We start from the raw sequence: 20,114 nt of genomic DNA on the forward strand, positions 1-20,114 counted from the left end.
TAGCGAAGAGAAGGGTGCTCATCGGCCCAGGCGCGCGGTCGAATCCATGACGGTCGCTCCCCGGTGGTGACCCACCCAGACGCCAGTCGCGACGTGCACGAGCCTACCCGATCGGCGACGGGATCCCGCGGGACATGACGCGAGGACGCGGCTCGCGACGGACCGCCACGGCGGTACATTTTGTTCAGCGTCCTGCCACAGGACCGCGCGCTCCGTCCCGGGTGCGCGGCCGCGCAGGATCGCCTCGCAGCCCCCGCATCGAACCCGGAGAGAACGCATGAGCCAGCCCGAATCCTCAGAGCACGGATCCCTCGTCATCCACTCCGCGCGGATCGTTTCCGCCGGCTCGGTGACCGAGGACGGCTGGGTCCGCTTCGAGCGCGGCGTCGTCGCGGCGCGCGGAACCGGCCGCGACTGGACCGTGGCGGACACGGTCGTCGACGCGACGGAGGTCGCCGGCGTCGGCGCGGTGCTCACCCCCGGCTTCATCGACATCCACGGCCACGGCGGGGCCGGCGCCGCCTTCGACGACGGCGCCGAGGCCATCCGCACCGCCCGCGCCATGCATCGCTCGCACGGGACGACCCGCGCCGTCGTGTCGCTCGTGACGGCGTCGGTGGACGAGCTCGCGGCGCGCGCCGGAGCGATCGCGGATCTCATGGAGACCGACGGCGACCTGCTCGGCTCGCACCTGGAGGGCCCCTTCCTCGACCCGGGGCACAAAGGCGCGCACGACCCCGGCCTGCTGCGCGCGCCGGAGCCCGACGACGTGCGGCGCCTGTTGCAGGCTGGACGGGGAACCGTGCGCCAGGTCACGCTCGCACCCGAGCTTCCCGGCGGGCTCGAGGCGATCCGGATCGTCGTGGCGGCGGGCGCCGCGGCCGCGGTGGGCCACACCGATGCCGACGACGCCACGATGCGCGCGGCTTTCGACGCGGGCGCGACCATCCTCACGCACGCCTTCAACGCGATGCGCCCCGTGCACCACCGCGAGCCTGGCCCCGTTCTCACGGCCGCGAACGACGAGCGGGTCACCCTCGAGGCCATCACGGACAACTTCCATCTGCACCCGCAGGTCATCAAGCTCGTGTTCGACGAGGCACCGGGGCGCGTCGCGCTGATCACCGACGCGATGGCGGCGGCGGGATCCGAGGACGGCGACTACATGCTCGGCTCCCTGCACGTCACGGTCGTCGACGGCATGGCGAGGGTCGACACCGGGTCGATCGCCGGCTCGACGCTCACGCAGGACGTCGCGCTGCGCAACACGGTCGCCGCGGGGGTTCCCCTGGTCGACGCGGTGCGGGCGTTGACGCGCACACCGGCCCGCGCGATCGGATTCGCCGAGGGACTGGGAGAGCTCGATCCCGGCTTCCTGGCGGACGCGGTGCTGCTCTCCGCCGACCTGGACGTGATCCGGGTCTGGACCGGGGCGCCGCTCGCCCGCTGACCGCGCGGGCCGGAGCGGAGCGCCGCCGAGCACGACGGAAGAACGACGGAGGGCCGTCGCACCCCACTGCGACGGCCCTGCTCGTGCCCCTGTTTCCCTCCGGTTTTCAGAGAGGTCGGCCCGGAACTCCTCCCCCGAGGCGCCGGGCCGACCTGGCCGACGGATCCCCATCCGTCGGAGTCCTGGCGTGCCGCCCCCCGGTGGCGCGCGCAGACCGTCTCTATGGGATGAGAGCGCGGTATCGCCGATCCATTACGCGAATCCCAGAACTTTTTTTCTGCACGTCTCCGTGGGCCTTTCGCCCCCGCTCCCGGCCGCGGCCGCGGATCATGCGGGCGAATTTGTACGCACCCTGGCGTTCTCCCTGTTGACGGGTGGACAATGGAGAATCCGCGTAATGATTTCCCGGGTGTCGCGTCTGTCGAATGAGAGACCTCCACGAGACCGCACCCGCATGAGAACCGAGTGATGACCGACCAGACCGCCCTGTCCCAGAACGACGCCGAAGAGACCCCGGCGCGCAGCGACGCCGACCTCGTGCTGCGCAGCCGCTCCGGCGACGCAGAAGCGTTCGGCGAACTCTGGCGTCGGCACTACCGGTCGGGGATCGCCGTCGCGCGCTCGGTCACGGGCGCATTCGACCCGGACGATCTTGTCCAGGAGGCGTTCGCCCGCATCTACCAGGCGATCAGCGCCGGCGGAGGGCCGACGGGCTCGTTCCGCGCCTACCTCTTCACGAGCATCCGCAACACCGCGGCGAGCTGGGGTCGCGCACGCCGGGAGGATCCGATCGACGAGCTCGACAGCGTCGCGGATCCGTCGTCGACGACGCAGGCCGCGGAAGAGGCGCTCGATCACAGCCTGTCCGCGCAGGCGTTCCGCAGTCTGCCCTCCCGCTGGCAGGAAGTGCTCTGGTACTCCGAGATCGAGCAGATGAAGCCCGGGGAGATCGCCCCGCTGCTCGGGCTCAGCGCCGGCGCGACCGCCCAACTCGCCTTCCGTGCCCGCGAGGGACTCCGCGAGGCCTGGATCCAGGCGCACCTGCGGACGGCGGAGCCCGGTTCGGCCTGCGCCTGGACGATCGAGCATCTCGGCGCCTACGCCCGTGACAATCTGGGCGTCAGGGACCGCGCGAAGCTCGACGCCCACCTCAGCGAGTGCGCGCGCTGCCTCATCGTCGCCGCGGAGGCCAAGGAGGTCTCGCACCGGCTCACGTTCGTGCTGCTGCCGCTGGTCATCGGGGTCGGCGGATCCGGAGCGTACCTGGCCGCGCTGCAGAGCGGCACCGTGCCGACCATCGCGCTCGCCGCGATGCCCTCGGGCGTCGTCGAGGGCGCCGTGCTCGTCGGCGGTTCCGGGGCGGCGGCCGCGGCAGGCGGTGCGGCGGGCGCCGGGTCCGCAGGCGGCGGCACGACCTCCGGAGGCGCGTTCGCCGGCTTCGGCGCCCTCGTGGGTGCGGGATCCGTCGCCCTCGTCATCGCGGGCGCGATCGTCGCCGCCGCCGTCGTCCCGTCGTTGAGCTCCGATCCGTCCTCGACGTCGGCCCCCTCCGCATCGGACCAGGACGAATCGGGGATCGTGGCGCAGGTCGCCGCCCCGGCCGGTCCCGTCTCGTCGCCCGCGCCGCTCGCTCCCGTGACGGCGCCCACGACCCCGCCCGCCGCTCCCCCGGCGCCTCCCGCCGCCCAGGACGCGCCTCCTGCCGCCGCACCGGCCGAGAGCGCGGCGGTCGCTCCGCCGCTGACGGTGACCCCGACCGAACCGCCCACGGTGCCGGGAACCGACCCCGGAAAGGGTCCGGGCACCGACCCCGGCACTGATCCTGGAAAGGACCCGGGCACCGACCCCGGAACGGACCCCGGCATCGACCCCGGAACGGACTCTGGCACCGATCCGGGAACGGACCCCGGCACCCCGGCCCTGCCGACCACCCCTCCGCTCCTCGGTGCGGGCCAGCTGAGCTGTCAGATCGTAGGCTGGCACCGGGACGTCACGGTCACCGTTGCGCTCACGGGTGTCCCCGGCACCACCGTCCGTGCCACGATCGAGACCGCGGACGCGGGCCGCGTCGTCCTCGACGGCACGGGTGCGGCGACGTTCGTGCTGCACCCGACGGCCCGGCAGGTCAACCGGCACGCCACCGCCACCTTCTCCTACGTGCGCGGTGACGAGGTGGGCGGATCGACGACGTTCGACCTCGGCTCCCTGGGATCGGCGCACTGGTGGGAGTGCCTGGCCGGATCCGGAACGACTCCGCCGAACCCCGCACCCTCGGACCCGGTCACGCCGCCCACGACCGACCCCGCTCCCGAGGAGCCCGCGCCGGGCGCGGCGCCGGCGAACCCGCCTGTGGCCGGCGACGGCGAGACCGCCTCCACGACCGACTCGGCCCCCGATGCCCCCGCAACCTCGACCGAGGCCGCGCCGACGGAGAGCGCCGCCACGTCTTCGCCTGCCACGTCGTCGCCCGCCCCGGCGGACGACCCCGATGCGCAGAGCCCCGCTCCCGCGGACGCCTCGGCCATCACGCCCGGCGCGTAGAATCGAGGCATGTTCGCCGACACGCCCGTCCCCGAGAAGCCTGCGGGGACCGTCCCTCGCGCGACGCCCCTCGACATCGTCCGTGTCGTCGTCCTCATCGCCGCACTGGCCTCGCTCGTGCTGTGGGGACTCGTCTCGTGGCCGATGCCGTGGAACCTCGTCCTCGCCGTCGGGACCCCGGTCCTCACGCTCCTGTTGTGGGCGCTGTTCCTCTCCCCGCGTCCGGTTCTGCGCGTGCATCCATTCGTGCGCGCGGCGGTCGAGCTGGTGGTCTACGCCGGGGTGACGATCGCCTGGTGGAGCATGGGCCAGGCCTGGATCGGCCTCGGCTTCGCGGTCGTGGCCGTGGTCTCGGGGCTTCTCGCCGGCCGTCGCGCCCTGGTCTGAGGTCATGCCGGACCGGCGGATCGTCCAGCGCCTTCAGGCCCTCCTGGGCGAGCGCGTCGACACCGCACCGGAATCGCTCGACGCCGCCCGCGCCGACCGCTCCGGTCATGCCGCGCCGTCCGCGCCGCTCGCCGTCGTCCACGCGGGGAGCACGGAGGACGTGCAGGCGGTGCTGCGGATCGCGCACGAGACGCGCACGCCCGTCGTCGTGCGCGGCGCCGGGACCGGGCTCGCCGGGGCCGCGAACGCGGGAGCGGGCGAGATCGTGCTCTCCACGTCGCGTCTCCGCCGAGTGCGCGAGATCCGGCCCGACGATCTGCTCGCCGTCGTCGAGCCGGGGATCCTCAACGGGGAGCTCGACGAGATCCTGGCCCCGCACGGGCTCTGGTGGCCGCCCGATCCGGCCAGCAAGGACATCTCCACGGTCGGCGGCAACATCGCCACGGGTGCCGGCGGACTGCTGTGCGCGAAGTACGGCGTCGTCCGCGACGCGGTCCTCGGCCTCGACCTCGTGCTGGCCGACGGACGCCTGCTGCACCTGGGCCATCGCAGCGTGAAAGGCGTCACCGGGCTCGATCTCACGTCGCTCGTGATCGGCTCGGAGGGTCGCCTCGGGGTCATCGTCGGCGCGACGCTCAAACTGCGTCGGATCGTGCCCGGCTCCCCGTGCACGATCACCGCCACGTTCCCCGACGTGCACAACGCCGCCCGAGGATCCGCCGCCGTGACGGCGAGCGGCGCGGAGCCGGCGATCATGGAGCTCATGGACGCTCGGTCCCTCGCCGCCGTGCACGCGCTCCTCGGGCTGCCCTCCCCGGCTTCGGGCGTCGCGCAGCTCACGATCCAGACCGACGGCCCCGTCGCCGCCGACGAGGCCGCCCGGATCGCCGACGTCCTGCGGGCGGTCGGCGGCACCGTGTCCGTCACCGACGACGCCGCGGAGGGCGAGGAGCTGCTCCGGATCCGGCGGTCGATGCACGCCGCGATGGCCTCCCTCGGCACCACGCTCATCGAGGACGTCGCGGTGCCCCGCAGCGCCCTGCCGGACATGTTCGACGAGATCGCCCGGATCGAGCGCGAGTACGACCTCGTGATCCCCACCGTCGCGCACGCCGGTGACGGCAACCTGCACCCGAACTTCATCGTCGACGGCCCCGTGGTCCCTCCGCACGTCTGGCGCGCCGCCGACGACCTCTTCCGCTCGGCCCTGCGGCTCGGCGGCACGCTGACCGGCGAACACGGCATCGGCGTGCTGAAGAGCCGCTGGCTCGCGGAGGAGCTGGGCGAGGATCAGTGGGATCTGCAGGAGCGCATCGTGCGCGCCTTCGACCCCGCGGGGATCCTCAACCCCGGCAAGGTCTTCGCGCCTCGACCGGAAGGAACTCATGCCTGACATCCACGTCTCCGCCGCCGTCATCACCGCGCGCGACGGCCGGGTGCTCGTCGTGCGCAAGCGCGGCACGGAGCGGTTCATGCAGCCCGGCGGCAAGCCGGAGCCCGGCGAGGACGCCGCGCAGACCCTCGCCCGCGAGTTGCACGAGGAGCTCGGACTCCGCGTCGAGGAGGCAGCCCTCACCCCGCTCGGCGTCTTCGTCTCCGCCGCCGCGAACGAGCCGGGCCACCGCGTGATCGCGACCGCGTTCGCGATGACCGCGGAGCCCGAGGACGTCCAGGTGCAGGCGGAGCTCGCCGAACTGCGCTGGATCACCCCGGACGACGCCATGCGGATCCCGCTCGCCCCGCTCAGTGAGGAGCACCTGCTGCGGCTCGCCTGGCCCGAGACCCGCTGAGGGCTCGGGCCCGGCGCGGCTCAGATCCCCTGCCAGGCCGGCTTGTTCTCGTAGGTGTAGCGGTAGTAGTCCGCGAGTCGGAGCTTCGAGGCGGCGGCCTCGTCGACGACGACGGTCGCGTGCGGGTGCAGCTGGATCGCCGAGCCGGGCACGAACGCCGTCAACGGCCCCTCGACGGCGTCCGCGATCGCCTGCGCCTTGCCCTCGCCGTACGCGAGCAGCACGAGATGGCGGGCCTCGAGGATCGTGCCCAGCCCCTGCGTGATGCAGTGCATCGGCACCTGCTCGATCGAGTCGAAGAACCGGGCGTTGTCCTCGCGGGTCTGCTGGGTGAGCGTCTTGACGCGTGTGCGCGAGGCGAAGGAGCTCCCCGGCTCGTTGAACCCGATGTGCCCGTCCGTGCCGATGCCGAGGATCTGCAGGTCGACGCCGCCCGCGGCACGGATCCGCGCGTCGTACTCCGCGCCGGCGTGCTCGATCCCCCGTTCGTCGCCGTCCGGCACGTGCACGAGCGCGGGGTTCAGTCCCAGCGGCTCCACGACCTCACGGGTGATGACGGAACGGTAGCTCTCGGGGTGCGAGGGGTCGATGCCGACATACTCGTCGAGGGCGAAACCGCGCACGTGCGAGACGTCGACGCCCGCGAGCCGGGGACGCAGCGCCGAATACACGGGCAGCGGCGTGGACCCGGTCGCGAGGCCCAGCACGGTGTCGGAGCGACGCCGGATCAACTGCGCGATCTCCTGCGCGACCAGCTCGCCGGCGGCCGCCGGGTTCTCGACGATGACGACTTCAGCCATGAAGGGCTCCTTCGGGGGTGTTCGACGCGACCGGAACGGATGCGGACGCAGGACGGGAGGGAGGGGTCGGCTGCGACGCGCCCACGAGCGCCGCGCCCAGCGCCGCCGCCGGAGAGCCCGGGGGCAGCAGCTCGACGCGATCCTCGAGGCGGAGCGAGCCGATGAAGGCCGAGGACGCGGCCTCGGCCCGCAGGCGCCGGCGGAGGTCGTCCAGCAGGCGATCCCCGAGCGCGGTGACGCCGCCGCCGAGGACGACCGTCTCCACATCGGCGCCGAGGACGAGCGCCCGCACCGCGGAGGCGGCCCCGTAGGCGACGCCTGCACGGAGCTCGATCGCGAGGGGATCGCCCTGCTCCGCGCGGTCGAAGATGTCGAGGATCGGCAGCGCGCCGCCGCGCCCCCACGCCTTCGACACGGCGCCGCCGCCGCAGAACGTCTCGATGCAGCCGCGCTGGCCGCAGCCGCAGACGCGCCCCTCGGGATCCACGGACAGGTGCCCGACCTCGCCCGCCGTCCCTCGGGCGCCCCGCCAGAGCCGTCCGTCGATCACGATCCCGGCCGCGACGCCCGTGCCGAGGTTCAGGTACGCCATCGAGTGCGCGTCGCCCCGGAGCGAGCCCGCGCCGACCGCGGCCGCCTTGACGTCGTTCTCGACCGCCACGGGCACGGCGAGCCTCGCACGGACCGCCGCGGCCAGATCGAGCTCGGCGACGCCCAGGTTCACGGCATGCAGCACCCGGCCGCGCTCCGCGTCGACGAGTCCGGGGATCCCGATGCCGATCGAGGCGACGTCCGACACGGGGAAGCCGCCCTCGGCGGCGAGTGCGGCGATCGCGTCGTGCACCGCGGCCACGACCCCGTCGTCGCCCCAGCCGGTCGGGATCCGCGTGCGCGCCGCGATGCGCCCGTCGGCGGTGAGCGCGAGCGCCTCGATCTTGGTGCCCCCGACGTCCAGTCCGGCGCGGATCGCGGTCACGAGACGCCCAGCTGGCTGGAGAGCACCATGACCGCGGCGCCGCGCAGGACGATGTCCTCCTGCGCGGTCAGGCGGATGACGACGTCGTCGTATACGCCGTCGAGCGTGCGCTCGGTCAGGGTGCGCGTCGCGGCCTCGATGAGCGGGCCGTCGAGCAGATCCGCCGGCCCGGACAGCACGATCTCGGACAGGTCGAGGGCCGCGACGATCGGTGCGATCCCGATGCCGAGCCGCGTACCCGCTTCGCGCAGCACCGCGTCGGACTCTGCGACCGGCGCCTCCGCGAGCCGGGTGCGCAGGGCCGAGGCGCCCAGCCAGGCTTCGAGGCAGCCGCGCTTGCCGCAGCCGCAGAGGGGTCCGCCGTCGGTGCCGACGACGACGTGCCCGATCTCTCCCGCCGCGAACCTGCTCCCCACGAGCGGCTGGCTGTCCGAGATGAGTCCGCCGCCGACGCCCTTGCCGATCCGGACCAGCATCATGTCGTCCCTGGCCTGCCCGAACGTGAACTCGGCGAGCACGGCCGCGTTGGCGTCGTTGCTCACCAGCACGGGGAGGTCGAGGTCTGCGCTGAGCAGGGATTCCAGGGGGAGGTCGACCCAGTCCAGGTTGGGCGAGCTCAGCACGACGCCGTCCGGTCGGACGATGCCCGGCGCGCCCACGCCCACGCCCAGCACGGGTGCGGGCGACAGCGCGACGAGCTGCTGCGCGAGCGTCCGCACGGCGGCGTACGCCGCCTCGCCGCCCTCGACCGGACGCGCGATCTCCCGGCGCTCGAGCACGACGCCGTCGAGGCTCAGCAGCGCGCCTTCGAACGCGCCGGGTCCGGAGAGGTCCAGACCGACGATGCGGTGCCCGTCGCGGTCGATGTCGATGAGGGTCGGCGGCTTGCCCGGTCCGCTCGTCTCGCGGATCCCCTTCTCGACGACGACGCCGTCCGCGATGAACTCCCCGACGAGATCGGAGATCGTCACCCGGGTGAGGCCCGTCTCGCGGGAGAGGTCGGCGCGACTCATGGCACCGGCGTGGAAGAGCGTCTGCAGCACGAGCGCGCGGTTGTGCCCTCTCGCGTGCTCCGGGAGCACCTTGGCGCGGGTGCGCAGCCGTCTCGAGGGTCCGAAGCGGTGCGGATCGCCCTCGCCGTGCTCCACGCTCATCCGCGGACCTTCTTCCTCGGGACCATGTTTGTTAGTACACCTTACGAACAGAGGATGCGCAAGCCGCCGCGCACGCGCGGTCCGATCGGGTTACGCAAACGTTACTGCCGTGCCCGCGTCGGGCTCCCCGCGCCCCCGTGTGCGCGCCCCGGCGGATCCTCGGTCTCCCGGAGCACGATCCCAGGAGAGCGTGCTTGGATGCAGGTCGCAGCGGTCGGCGGACACCGCGTGGCCGACCGATCGCCACCAACCGATCCCCACCGCCCGCACCCACCACCCGCACCCCACACCCGCACCGAGGAGCCCCATGCCCCTTCGCCTCCGACGTCCGCTCGTCACCACCCTCTCCGCCGTCGTCCTCGCCCTGGGCCTCGCGGCCTGCGCGCCGGCTCAGAGCACGCCGCAGAACGCGCCGTCGGCGTCGACGACGAGCGGCGACACGCAGAGCGCCGTGGACGCGTGCGCCGCCATGACCTCCACGCTCGGCGCCGTGGGCGAGGACGTGGCGGGATGGGATCCCGCGAGCGCCGCGAAGGACCCGGCCGGCACCCTCCAGCGCTTCCAGGCCGACGCCGACAAGGTCTCCGCCGCCGTGCAGGCGCTCGGCAACGGCCGGGTGAGGACGGCGGCGGAGAGGGTGCAGGCCGTGTGGCAGAAGTACGCCGACCTCGCGACGAAGGCCGCGCAGGACAAGGATCCTGCGAGCATGCTGCCGCTACTGCAGGGGCCGAAGGACCTCGCGGACGCGGCTCAGGATTTCCGGGACGTCTGCTCATCCTGAGCGGAATCGCCCGCGCCGGGCCGGTCGTTTCCCGTCCGTTGCCATTCTGTGATATGGGATCCCGTATCCTGAGGAGTGAGCAGACGCCTACGGGCGGAGGGGGGTGCGCACGTGACGGATCTGGCAACGGAAGCGGGGGCTTCGACAGAGGGTTCCCCGATCGTCGATGCGACCGACGCGGCGAAGGGGGGCGCGGTGAACGACGACGTCACCACGCCGACCGAGTCGGGAGACGGCGGATCCGGCGATCGCCACGCCGAATGGGCGCCGACGGCCGACGCACCGAAGAAGAGACGGCGGCTCGGGCTGTGGATCGGGCTGGGTCTCGGCGTGCTGGTGCTCGGGGTCGGCGCCGCATCGACCATCCTCATCGCGCCCGGCACCGCCATCGCCGGAGTGCAGGTCGGCGGGATGACGGTGGGCGCCGCGGCCGAGGCCGTGAACAACCACGTGTCAGGCATGCAGGTCACGCTGACCGGTGAGGGCGACGGCAGCAAGGTCACGGGCAGCGACCTCGGTGCGCACATCGATGCGACCAAGCTCGCCGAGAAGGCCTTCGCCGAGCATCCCCTCTGGAACGTGACGTCGTGGATGTCCGCGCCCGTCGCAGGCGACATCACGTTGGATCAGCGGGCGGCGGAGCACGCCCTGCGCGCACAGGTCCCCTCCGTCTACACCGACGCGACCGATGCGACCGTCGCCTTCAACCCGGCGGCGGGCGGCTACGTCGCGAGCGCGGCGAAGAACGGGTCGGGCATCGATCTGGACAAGCTCACCGCCGCGCTCACGAAGGCCGTGGAGAAGGGCGACAACGCCCTGTCCTACCCCGCCACGGCTGACGTCGTGACGCCGGCGATCACCGACGCGACCGCGGCCGACACCGTCAAGCGCCTGAACACGATGCTGGCCTCGATCGGGTTCTACGTCGGCAGCGAGCGCACCGTCCCCGTCGACGCTGCCACCGCGGCGAGCTGGATCACGGTCACGCCCGACGACGGCAAGCTCACGATCGACGCGAACCAGGCCGCGATCCAGAAGTCCGTGAGCGGGCTGGCCCCGCTGGTGAACCGCGCGCCCGTCAACGCGACCTCGATCGTGAACTCTTCCGGCGAGGTGCTGCAGGACCTCACGCCCGGCGTCGCGGGACGAGAGCTCGGCGACGTCTCCGGGGTCGCGGCCGCGTTCGCCTCGCAGCTGCGCACGGGGAACGGGCACTACGCACTGACCGTGAAGGACACGCCCTTCACGACGACGTCGCTCCTGCGCAAGATCGACGTCAACCTCAGCACCGAGACCGTCAGCGCGATCGAGAACGGCAACGTCGTCGACTCCTGGTCCGTCTCGTCGGGCCGCGAGGGCTTCGCGACGCACACCGGCTCCTTCGCGGTGAACTGGAAGCTGACGTCCCAGAACATGGGCAACACCGATCTCACGAAGGCGCCGTATTACTACCAGCCCGACGTCAAGTGGATCATGTACTTCAACGGCGACGAGGCCCTGCACGGCGTGTACTGGCACTCCAACTGGGGTACCCCGATGAGCCACGGCTGCGTGGGCATGCCGGAGTGGCGCGCCGAGTGGCTGTACGACTGGAGCCCGCAGGGCACCGAGGTCAACGTGCACTACTGAGCTCTTACTGAGCTCGAAGGGCCTGTCGCCTGGCGCGGCGGGCCCTTCGACGTTCCACGGCCGACGTTCCACGGCCGACGTTCCACGGCCGACGTTCCACGGCGCCTCGGCCCGGCGCAAGGCGTTCGTCGATTCGCCGTGACCGTTCGACCCCGGGAACGCCGGAGGGGCGGACGCCCGCGCGCCCGCCCCTCCGAGGATCCCCGATCCGCTCAGTCCAGAGCGTCGATCACCGCGTTCAGCGTCGCGGACGGACGCATGACCTTGGCCACGAGCGCGCCGTCCGGGCGGTAGTAGCCGCCGATCTCGGCGTGCGAGCCCTGCACGGCGTTCAGCTCCGACACGATGCGCTGCTCGTCCGCGGCGAGCGCGGCGGCCACCGGCGCGAACGCCGTGGCGAGCTCCGCGTCCTCCGTCTGATTCGCCAGCTCCTGCGCCCAGTACAGCGCCAGGTAGAAGTGGCTGCCCCTGTTGTCGATCGTGCCGAGCGCGCGGCCGGGGGAACGATCGTTCTCGAGGAACGTCCCGGTCGCGGCGTCGAGCGTCTTCGCCAGGATCGCCGCCTTCGCGTTGCCCGTCCGATCCGCGTAGTGCTCGAAGGACGCGGCCAGAGCGAAGAACTCACCCAGCGAGTCCCAGCGGAGGTAGTTCTCCTCGACGAGCTGCTGCACGTGCTTCGGCGCGGATCCGCCCGCTCCGGTCTCGAACAGCCCGCCGCCCGCGAGCAGCGGGACGATGCTCAGCATCTTGGCGCTGGTGCCGACCTCGAGGATCGGGAACAGATCCGTGAGGTAGTCGCGCAGCACGTTCCCCGTGACCGAGATCGTGTCCTCGCCCTTGCGCATGCGCGCGAGCGAGTAGCGGGTCGCGTCCTCGGGCGTGAGGATCTCGATCGTCAGCCCGTCGGTGTCCAGGTCCTTCAGGTACTTGGTCACCTTGGCGATGAGCGCCGCGTCGTGCGACCGCGCGGGGTTCAACCAGAACACGGCCGGGGCGCCGGTCGCACGGGCGCGGCTCACGGCGAGCTTCACCCAGTCGCGGATCGGGACGTCCTTGGTCTGCGTCGCGCGCCAGATGTCACCCGTGTGCACCGCGTGCTCGAGGACGACGTCCCCCGCCGCGGTGACGACCTGCATCGTGCCGTCCGCCGCGACTTCGAACGTCTTGTCGTGGCTGCCGTACTCCTCGGCCGCCTGGGCCATGAGGCCGACGTTGGGGACGGTGCCGATCGTCGCGGGGTCGAGCGGGCCGTTCTCGATGACGTCCTCGATCGTGGCCTGGTAGACGCCCGCGTAGGAGGAGTCGGGGATGACGGCGAGGGTGTCCGCCTCGCTGCCGTCCGCACCCCAGAGCTTGCCGCCGTTGCGGATCAGCGCCGGCATCGACGCATCGACGATGACGTCGCTGGGCACGTGGAGGTTCGTGATGCCCTTGTCGGAGTTCACGTAGTTGAGACGGGGTCCGTCCTGCATCGCGCGCGCGAACGCGGCGGCGATCTCCTCGCCGCCCTCGACGTCCGCGAGCCCGGCGAGGATCGAGCCGAGTCCGTCGTTCGCGGTGAGCCCGGCGGCCGCGATCCGGTCGCCGTAGCGGGCGAAGACGTCCGCGAAGTAGGCGCGCACGACGTGGCCGAAGATGATCGGGTCGGAGACCTTCATCATCGTGGCCTTGAGGTGCACCGAGTACAGCACGTCCTCGGCCTTCGCCTCGGCGAGGGTCTCGGCGAGGAAGGCGTCGAGCGCCGCGGCGTCCAGGAAGGTCGCGTCGATGATCTCGCCGGGGAGCACCTTGAGGTTCTCCTTGAGCACCGTGATCTGACCGTCGGTCGAGACGTGGCGGATCGTCAGGACGTCGTCGCCCGGCGACACCCAGCTCTTCTCGTTCGCCTTGAAGTCGTCGTGACCGAGGGTCGCGACGTGCGTCCGGGACCCGGCGGCGAAGGCCTTGTTGCGGTGCGGGTGCTTCTTCGCGTAGTTCTTCACCGCGAGCGGGGCGCGACGATCGCTGTTGCCCTCGCGCAGCACGGGGTTCACGGCCGAACCCTTGATCCGGTCGTAGCGGGCGCGGATGTCCTTCTGCTCGACCGTGGACGCGTCGTCCGGATAGTCGGGCACGTCGAAGCCCTGCTGCTGCAGCTCGGCGATCGCGGCCTTGAGCTGCGGGATCGAGGCCGAGATGTTGGGCAGCTTGATGATGTTGGCCTCGGGCGTGGTCGCCAGGCCACCGAGTTCGGCGAGAGCGTCGCCCACCGCCTGGCCCGCGGTCAGCCGCTCGGGGAAGGCGGCCAGGATCCGACCGGCGAGCGAGATGTCGCGCGTCTCGATGTCGATGCCCGCCTGGTGGGCATAGGCCTGGACGATCGGCAGGAGCGAGGCCGTGGCCAGCGCCGGCGCCTCGTCCGTGTAGGTGTAGATGATCGCGTCGTCGGTCACCGGGGCTCCTTTTCGCACAGGAAGCGTCCGCACGAGTGTTCGCGCGGGGATTCACGCAGGATTTTGTCTCGATACCAAGATACCTGAGCGGCCGGGCGCGCCGCGGGGCGGTTCTGTGCGCCCTGTGCGCCCTGTTCATCCCGGATGAACTTTCTTCCCTCGTTCCGACTTCGGCCCGCCCTGCCCCCGTGCAGGGGTTAGCCTTGGGCTATGACGGAACTGCGACTGGTCGAACTCTCCGCGGCGACGATCGTCGCCGTCAACAACCTGTCCCTCAAGCCCGGGCAGGAGCAGTTCCTCGCGCCCGTCTCGTACGGGATCGCCGCGACCGTCATGAACCCGCAGACCACGTGGCAGCGGGTCGTGCTGGACGGCGACGAGGTCGTCGGCTTCGTGAGCGCCAACTTCGACCACGACGCGCCGGAGGAGCATTTCCGCTCGGTGCTGTGGCGCATCAACGTGGCGGCCGACGAGCAGGGCCGCGGCGTCGGACGCTTCGCGGTCGAGAGCCTCATCGCCGAAGCCCGCGACCGCGGCTTCGAGCACCTCAACGTCATCTACGAGGCCGGCGACGGCGGCCCCGAGGCGTTCTTCCAGCGCGTCGGCTTCTCCCCCGTGGGCGAGACCGAGTATGCCGAGGTGATCGCGGAGATCCGCTTCGCCTGACCCCGGCCCGAGCCCGATCCGCACACGCTGAACCGGCGGCGGGGCTTCGAATCCCCTCCCCCATCGAAGCCCCGTCGCCCTCTCTCCCGATCGCCGTGCTCCGCCCCGCCCCCGCCTTCGTCCTTACCGGCGCGATATGTCGGCCCGGCGCATGAACTTCGGACGCTGTGCGCTCTCGCGCCCGCTTTTCGGTGAGCGATCCGACATATCGCGATCGTCTCGCCACCGTCGCGGCCGGGCGTTTGCTCCTCCACTCCCGCCGTGAACTGATGCGATCCCACCGCTTCCGTGATCGGCGTCTTCACGACCGCCGATCCCCGGCACAGTCTGCATATGGATCTGGACACCTGGTTGAGCAGGCGAGGCGGCATCGCGCACCGACGTGTCGCAGCAGCGCACGGGTTCGCTCCGTCGGCCGTCCGGACGGCGATCCGCGCCGGGACGGTGCGTCGTGTGCGCGCCTCCTGGATCACGGACGAAACGGCTTCCTCCGATCTCGTCACGGCGGCCTCAGCAGGAGGCCGGCTGACCTGCCTCTCGCTGGCTCGGCCGCGTCATTGGTGGATCCCCGAGAGTGCGGACTCCCGGATCCCTGTCCAGCTTCCGGCGAATGGACGGCGCACGGCAGGCGAGGTGCGGCCGCACTGGTCGCGACCTCTCGTCGACACCGGACCTCGAGCTCTGCACGCCTCGATCGAGGATGCGCTCGCGCACATCGCCCTCTGTCTCGGGGAGGAGGACGCCCTCTGCGTCTGGGAATCCGCGATCCGGATCGCGCATCTGGATCTGGAGTCCCTCCGTACGGTCGCGTGGCCCGAGCCACCGAGTCGGCGCTACGCGCAAGCGGTACGGGGCCGGTCAGACTCGGGCGTCGAGACCTTGTTCGTCGTGCGCCTGCGACCCTGGGGCATCCCGATCCGCCAGCAGGTCCGCCTCGGAGGGCACGATGTCGACGCGCTGATCGGAACGCATCTCGTCGCGCAGCTCGACGGATTCGCCTTCCACAGCTCCCCGGCCGCACATCAACGCGACGTGAGCCATGATGCCGAGCTTCAGCTGCGCGGCTACACCGTGCTTCGCTTCACCTACGCGCAGGTCGTGCACCACTGGGATGACGTCGAGCGCACCATCGCGGCCGCGCTCGCCCGACGTCTCCACCTCGCACCACACCTGCGGCGTACCCTGGCCTGACCGCCGCTTCGGCCCGCATCGCGCACGCGACCCGTCTCGGTCGAAGTCCCGGCCGCACACGTCTGGAGCACTCGACTCCGTCCAGGACGCTCGGCTCCATTCAGACTGGCCGACCCGATCCAAGACGGTCGACTCCGTCCAGACTGGCCGACTCGATCCAGACTGACCAACTCCCTCTAGGACCCCCGACTCGATCTACATCGCCCGATATGTCGGATCACTCGAAGAGAATCGGGCGATAGGTCCCCATGGGTCCGACATTGCTGAGGGAACCCGACATATCGCGCGTGCACAGCGCAGCGCGGCACAGCGCATCCCGCACCCCGGCATCGCCCACCCAGTCCGACATATTGCGCGTGCGCTACACGGCCCCGCCGACGCACTCCCGCCCCCGTGCGCGGGACACGGGGGCGGGAGCGGCGATCAGACGAGCGTCGCCTGCCAGGCGCGGTGCAGCTGGGCGAACTTGCCGGTGCCGGCGATCAGGGCGTCCGGGGCGTCGTCCTCGATGATGCGCCCGTGCTCCATGACCAGCACGCGGTCCGCGATCGCGACCGTCGACAGGCGGTGCGCGATGATGATCGCGGTGCGGTCGGCCAGCAGGGTCTGCAGGGCGTCCTGGATCAGCCGCTCGGACGGGATGTCGAGCGATGCGGTCGCCTCGTCGAGGATCAGCACCGCCGGATCGGCGAGGAAGGCGCGCGCGAACGAGATCAGCTGCCGCTGCCCCGCCGACACACGGCCACCGCGCTTGTTCACGTCGGTGTCGTAACCGTCCGGAAGCCCCTCGATGAACGCATCCGCACCGACCGCCGCGGCGGCCGCACGGATCTCGTCCATCGTCGCGTCCGGTTTGCCGAGCGCGATGTTGTCCGCCACCGTTCCGCTGAAGAGGTACGCCTCCTGCGTGACCATGACGATCGCACGCCGAAGATCCTTCGGGTGCAGCGCGCGCAGATCCACGCCGTCCAAGGTCACCGCGCCCGCGGTCGGATCGTAGAAGCGCGACACGAGCTTGGCGAGCGTCGACTTGCCTGCGCCCGTCGTGCCGACGAGGGCGATCGTCTGCCCCGCCGGGATGTCGAGCGAGAAGTCCGGCAGGATCGTGTGATCCGCCGAGTATCCGAACTCGACGTCGTCGAAGCGCACGTGACCCGAGGCGTTCCAGAGGTCGGTCGGCTTCGCCGGATCCGGCACCGTGGGAACCTCCTCGAGAACGCCGGACACCTTCTCCAGCGCCGCCGTGGCCGACTGGAAGGAGTTCAGGAACATCGCGATCTCCTGCATCGGCGCGAAGAAGTTGCGCACGTACAGGACCGCGGCCAGCAGGATGCCGACCTGGATCTGGCCGTCCGCCATGCGCACGCCGCCCCACACCACGACGACGCCCAGGGTGAGCGCCGCGACTGCCATGAGTCCCGGCTCGAACGTGCCGAAGAGCAGCATCGAACGCCGGTTGACGTCGCGGTACTCGCCCGCGACCTCCTGGAACGACACGTCGTTGCGCGGCTCCTTGCGGAACGCCTTGACCGCGCGGATCCCGGTCATCGTCTCGACGAACTGCACGATCACCTTCGCGCTGATCACCCGCGACTCGCGGTACACGAGTTGCGAACGACGGTAGAACCAGCGCATCAGGAGGACAAGGGGGACCCCGGCGACGATGAGCACCGCCCCCGACTTCCAATCCACGAGCATGAGTGCGATGAACGTGAACACGCCGTAGAGCAGCCCGGAGACGAGCTCGTTCAGGCCGCCGTCCAACAGCTCACGGATCGAGTCCAGATCGCTCGTCTGACGCGAGATGATGCGACCGGACGTGTAGCTCTCGTGGAACTCCAGGCTCAATCGCTGCGTGTGCAGGAACATGCGCTTGCGCAGATCGAGCAGGATCGCCTGGGTGATGCGCGCGGTGAGCACCGCGTACCAGCCGATCAGCGCCGATCCGACCAGACCCGTCACGAGGAACACCAGGCCCACGACGATCGTCGGTGCCCAGTCCGCGTGCTGCAGCACGGCCGGAAGCGCGGTGTTCAGGCCATAGGCGACCAAAGCAGGTCCGGCGACCTGGGCGGCCGTGGAGACCACCAGCACGAGCGCCGTGAGCGCCATCTGCACCTTGAGCGGCGCGACGAGCGATCCGAACAGCCGCAGCGAGCGACGGCGGATCGTCGCGCTCTCCTCGCGGGTCAGATCGGAGCGGTCCTCGTCCTGCGTTCCGACGACGCTCATGCCTGCACCTCCTGGGTCGTGGGTCGGGAGCGGGATCCTTCCGCCGGGTCCGACGCGGGGATCACCGGGATCGCCCCGGTCCGCGCGGCCTCCTCCGCCTCGAGACTCGAGATCACGTGACGGTAGTGCGCGCTCGTGCGCAGCAGTTCGGAATGGGTGCCGACGACGGTCACCCTGCCCTTCTGCAGCAGCGCGACGCGATCCGCGAGCGCGACCGTCGAGGGACGGTGCGCGACGATGAGGGCGGTGGTCTCGGCGAGCACGTGGCGCAGCGCCTCCTCGACGAGCGCCTCGGTGTCGACGTCGAGCGCCGACAGCGGGTCGTCCAGGACGAGCACCTTGGGCTTGGCGGCGACCGCGCGAGCGAGGGCGAGCCGCTGACGCTGCCCCCCGGAGAGGCTCAGCCCCTCCTCCCCGATCATCGTCTCGACGCCGTCGGGAAGGTCGTCGACGAAGCCCGCCTGGGCGACGTCCAGGGCCTCGCGAAGGACGCGCTCGGCCTCGGGGCTGTGCGGGTCGAGGTCGGCGCGACCGAGGAGGACGTTCTCGCGCACGGTGGCGGAGAACAGCGTGGCATCCTCGAACGCCATCGCGATGTGCGTGCGCAGCTCCGCGAGGGTGAGGTCGCGCACGTCCACGCCGTCGAGAGTGACGCGACCGCCCGTGACGTCGTACAGGCGCGTGGGCAGCGTCGTCAGCGTCGTCTTGCCGGATCCGGTGATGCCGACCAGCGCCATCGTCTCCCCCGGCTGCAGCACGAGATCGATGCCGTCGAGGAGATCCCTCTCGTGCGCACGCGCGTCTTGGTAGCGGAAGTGGGCGTTCTCGAACGCCAGTTGGCCGCGCGGCGCGGCGATCGTCTGCGGATTCTCCGGATCGGTGATCGTGTTCTGCTCGTCGTAGATCTCGAACACGCGATCCGTCGCGGTGCGCGCGTCGAGCAGGAACGAGAACAGGAAGCCGATCGACTCGATCGGCCAGCGCAGCACCGTCGCCATCGCGAAGTACGCGAACAGCTCCGGCGCGCTCAATGCACCCTGGGAGATCAGCCAGATCCCCACCACGAGGTTGACCGCGAAGGCGACCTCCGGCATGAACACGAGCCAGAACCAGATCCAGCCCACCGAGCGGGCCTTGCTCAGCTCCGTCTTGCGCAGCGACTCGGCCTGACGGGCGAACTTCACGAGCGCGTGCTTTCCGCGGCCGAAGGCTTTCAGCACGCGGATGCCGTGCACGCTCTCCTCGACGCTCGTCGCGAGATCGCCGGCCTGATCCTGGCTGCGGCGGGTGAGCACCCCGTAGCGCTTCTCGAAGAGGAAGCCCGAGATCCACAGCGGCACGGCCGTGACGAGGAAGATCGTCCCGAGCAGCCAGTGCCAGCGGAACAGCAGGCCTGCGCCGATGACGATGGTGAGCAGGTTGACCACGAGCAGCACCAGCCCGAACGCGAGCCAACGGCGGATGAGCCCGATGTCCTGCATCATCCGGCTGAGCAGCTGACCCGACTGCCAGCGGTCGTGGAAGGCGACGGGCAACGTCTGCAGGCGCGAGTACAGCTGCGTGCGCATCGTGTACTCGACCTGGGTAGCCGGGTTGAGCACGAACTGGCGGCGCAGCCACACCATGACGGCCTCGCCGAGTGCGAGAGCGGTCACCGCGACCGCACCCCACACGATCGCGCTGATCTCGCCCGTGGCGATGGGGCCTTCGAGCACGGCCTGCAGCAGCAGCGGCACGCACAGCGCGATGACCGCGGCAGCGAGCGCCGACGCGCCGCCGCCGACCAGACGCCAGGCGACGGGCCGGACGAAGGGAGCGAGGCGGGCGAGAGCGCGGGGGGTGGAAAGGGTGTTCGTGGGGGACGGGGACGTGGATTCTTCAGACATGACTCTCAGCAGATGCGTGTCACAGGGGAGGGCAGGGGACGACGAGGAGCGGACGCGGAAGATGCATCCGAGCGAAGTGCGACGGCCGGTGGGCCGGGAGGGATCCGGAGCGGATCAGTACCCGACGAACGCGGAGGGCGAACCGGCGGCGACAGCGCTGATCGACGATGCGGTGTTGATCACGGGCATGGTGTCCTCC

At 71.1% G+C, this 20,114-nt stretch carries 15 protein-coding genes and 1 riboswitch; of the genes, 9 read left to right on the forward strand and 6 right to left on the reverse strand.

What is annotated here, in order from left to right:
* Positions 1-17: 17 nt before the first annotated feature.
* A riboswitch (ZMP/ZTP riboswitch) is annotated at positions 18-100 on the reverse strand.
* 177 nt (positions 101-277) lie between these two features.
* The 5 genes from nagA to Q0P88_RS00530 all read left to right on the forward strand — a co-directional run bounded on the left by nagA (position 278) and on the right by Q0P88_RS00530 (position 6,168).
* Positions 278-1,450, forward strand: coding sequence for an N-acetylglucosamine-6-phosphate deacetylase (nagA, locus tag Q0P88_RS00510; RefSeq protein WP_295010325.1), 1,173 nt, complete (start codon positions 278-280; stop codon positions 1,448-1,450).
* A 468-nt stretch (positions 1,451-1,918) separates the two neighbouring features.
* Positions 1,919-3,991 carry a sigma-70 family RNA polymerase sigma factor gene (locus tag Q0P88_RS00515; protein WP_295010326.1) on the forward strand — a complete coding sequence of 691 codons (2,073 nt, stop codon included), beginning with the start codon at positions 1,919-1,921 and terminating at the stop codon, positions 3,989-3,991.
* A gap of 9 nt (positions 3,992-4,000) precedes the next feature.
* A complete protein-coding gene (locus tag Q0P88_RS00520) occupies positions 4,001-4,378 on the forward strand; it encodes a YrdB family protein (RefSeq protein ID WP_295010327.1) in 378 nt (125 codons plus the stop codon).
* A gap of 4 nt (positions 4,379-4,382) precedes the next feature.
* A complete protein-coding gene (locus Q0P88_RS00525) occupies positions 4,383-5,771 on the forward strand; it encodes an FAD-binding oxidoreductase (protein WP_295010328.1) in 1,389 nt (462 codons plus the stop codon).
* Positions 5,764-6,168 carry an NUDIX domain-containing protein gene (locus Q0P88_RS00530; protein WP_295010329.1) on the forward strand — a complete coding sequence of 135 codons (405 nt, stop codon included), beginning with the start codon at positions 5,764-5,766 and terminating at the stop codon, positions 6,166-6,168. The genes Q0P88_RS00525 and Q0P88_RS00530 overlap by 8 nt, the downstream gene beginning before the upstream one ends.
* A 20-nt stretch (positions 6,169-6,188) precedes the next feature.
* On the opposite strand, the gene nagB is transcribed toward Q0P88_RS00530, so the two are convergent.
* Genes nagB through Q0P88_RS00545 form a run of 3 tightly spaced genes read right to left on the reverse strand, consistent with a single transcriptional unit; the run spans position 6,189 to position 9,098 of the window.
* The gene (gene nagB / locus Q0P88_RS00535; protein ID WP_295010330.1) at positions 6,189-6,968 is read right to left on the reverse strand and encodes a glucosamine-6-phosphate deaminase; all 780 of its coding nucleotides are present in this window, start codon (positions 6,966-6,968) and stop codon (positions 6,189-6,191) included.
* Positions 6,961-7,935, reverse strand: coding sequence for an ROK family protein (locus Q0P88_RS00540; protein WP_295010398.1), 975 nt, complete (start codon positions 7,933-7,935; stop codon positions 6,961-6,963). Before Q0P88_RS00540 ends, nagB begins: the two co-directional genes overlap by 8 nt.
* 5 nt (positions 7,936-7,940) lie before the next feature.
* Positions 7,941-9,098, reverse strand: a complete 1,158-nt coding sequence (locus tag Q0P88_RS00545; RefSeq protein ID WP_295010331.1) for an ROK family transcriptional regulator — start codon at positions 9,096-9,098, stop codon at positions 7,941-7,943.
* A 307-nt stretch (positions 9,099-9,405) separates the two neighbouring features.
* Between Q0P88_RS00545 and Q0P88_RS00550 the strand changes: the two genes are divergently transcribed.
* Both Q0P88_RS00550 and Q0P88_RS00555 read left to right on the forward strand, forming a co-directional pair.
* Positions 9,406-9,879: a hypothetical protein gene (locus Q0P88_RS00550; protein WP_295010332.1), complete on the forward strand. Its 474-nt coding sequence runs from the start codon at positions 9,406-9,408 to the stop codon at positions 9,877-9,879.
* A 195-nt stretch (positions 9,880-10,074) separates the two neighbouring features.
* The gene (locus Q0P88_RS00555) at positions 10,075-11,508 is read left to right on the forward strand and encodes a L,D-transpeptidase (protein ID WP_295010333.1); all 1,434 of its coding nucleotides are present in this window, start codon (positions 10,075-10,077) and stop codon (positions 11,506-11,508) included.
* Positions 11,509-11,720: 212 nt separating this feature from the next.
* Here Q0P88_RS00555 and Q0P88_RS00560 read toward each other — a convergent pair whose 3' ends face one another.
* Complete coding sequence (locus tag Q0P88_RS00560) at positions 11,721-13,940, reverse strand: NADP-dependent isocitrate dehydrogenase (protein ID WP_295010334.1); 2,220 nt, start codon at positions 13,938-13,940, stop codon at positions 11,721-11,723.
* A gap of 210 nt (positions 13,941-14,150) precedes the next feature.
* On the opposite strand from Q0P88_RS00560, the gene Q0P88_RS00565 reads away from it, so the two are divergent.
* Together Q0P88_RS00565 and Q0P88_RS00570 are read left to right on the forward strand one after the other, a co-directional pair.
* Positions 14,151-14,606 carry a GNAT family N-acetyltransferase gene (locus tag Q0P88_RS00565; protein WP_295010335.1) on the forward strand — a complete coding sequence of 152 codons (456 nt, stop codon included), beginning with the start codon at positions 14,151-14,153 and terminating at the stop codon, positions 14,604-14,606.
* A gap of 333 nt (positions 14,607-14,939) precedes the next feature.
* Positions 14,940-15,797: an endonuclease domain-containing protein gene (locus Q0P88_RS00570; RefSeq protein WP_295010336.1), complete on the forward strand. Its 858-nt coding sequence runs from the start codon at positions 14,940-14,942 to the stop codon at positions 15,795-15,797.
* 423 nt (positions 15,798-16,220) lie between these two features.
* Here Q0P88_RS00570 and Q0P88_RS00575 read toward each other — a convergent pair whose 3' ends face one another.
* Both Q0P88_RS00575 and Q0P88_RS00580 read right to left on the reverse strand, forming a co-directional pair.
* The gene (locus Q0P88_RS00575; RefSeq protein ID WP_295010337.1) at positions 16,221-18,029 is read right to left on the reverse strand and encodes an ABC transporter ATP-binding protein; all 1,809 of its coding nucleotides are present in this window, start codon (positions 18,027-18,029) and stop codon (positions 16,221-16,223) included.
* Positions 18,026-19,915 (reverse strand): ABC transporter ATP-binding protein, encoded by a 1,890-nt coding sequence (locus Q0P88_RS00580; protein ID WP_295010338.1) that lies wholly within the window; start codon positions 19,913-19,915, stop codon positions 18,026-18,028. The genes Q0P88_RS00575 and Q0P88_RS00580 overlap by 4 nt, the downstream gene beginning before the upstream one ends.
* Positions 19,916-20,114: the final 199 nt, after the last annotated feature.

Source organism: uncultured Microbacterium sp. (genome assembly GCF_945952435.1).
Classification (GTDB): domain Bacteria; phylum Actinomycetota; class Actinomycetes; order Actinomycetales; family Microbacteriaceae; genus Microbacterium.

Bases quoted from the DNA above. Each gene is read 5' to 3' on its own strand.
- nagA (WP_295010325.1), top strand. From the start codon at position 278: ATGAGCCAGCCCGAATCCTCAGAGCACGGATCCCTCGTCATCCACTCC.
- Q0P88_RS00515 (WP_295010326.1), top strand. From the start codon at position 1,919: ATGACCGACCAGACCGCCCTGTCCCAGAACGACGCCGAAGAGACCCCG.
- Q0P88_RS00520 (WP_295010327.1), top strand. From the start codon at position 4,001: ATGTTCGCCGACACGCCCGTCCCCGAGAAGCCTGCGGGGACCGTCCCT.
- Q0P88_RS00525 (WP_295010328.1), top strand. From the start codon at position 4,383: ATGCCGGACCGGCGGATCGTCCAGCGCCTTCAGGCCCTCCTGGGCGAG.
- Q0P88_RS00530 (WP_295010329.1), top strand. From the start codon at position 5,764: ATGCCTGACATCCACGTCTCCGCCGCCGTCATCACCGCGCGCGACGGC.
- nagB (WP_295010330.1), bottom strand. From the start codon at position 6,968: ATGGCTGAAGTCGTCATCGTCGAGAACCCGGCGGCCGCCGGCGAGCTG.
- Q0P88_RS00545 (WP_295010331.1), bottom strand. From the start codon at position 9,098: ATGAGCGTGGAGCACGGCGAGGGCGATCCGCACCGCTTCGGACCCTCG.
- Q0P88_RS00550 (WP_295010332.1), top strand. From the start codon at position 9,406: ATGCCCCTTCGCCTCCGACGTCCGCTCGTCACCACCCTCTCCGCCGTC.
- Q0P88_RS00565 (WP_295010335.1), top strand. From the start codon at position 14,151: ATGACGGAACTGCGACTGGTCGAACTCTCCGCGGCGACGATCGTCGCC.
- Q0P88_RS00570 (WP_295010336.1), top strand. From the start codon at position 14,940: ATGGATCTGGACACCTGGTTGAGCAGGCGAGGCGGCATCGCGCACCGA.
- Q0P88_RS00575 (WP_295010337.1), bottom strand. From the start codon at position 18,029: ATGAGCGTCGTCGGAACGCAGGACGAGGACCGCTCCGATCTGACCCGC.
- Q0P88_RS00580 (WP_295010338.1), bottom strand. From the start codon at position 19,915: ATGTCTGAAGAATCCACGTCCCCGTCCCCCACGAACACCCTTTCCACC.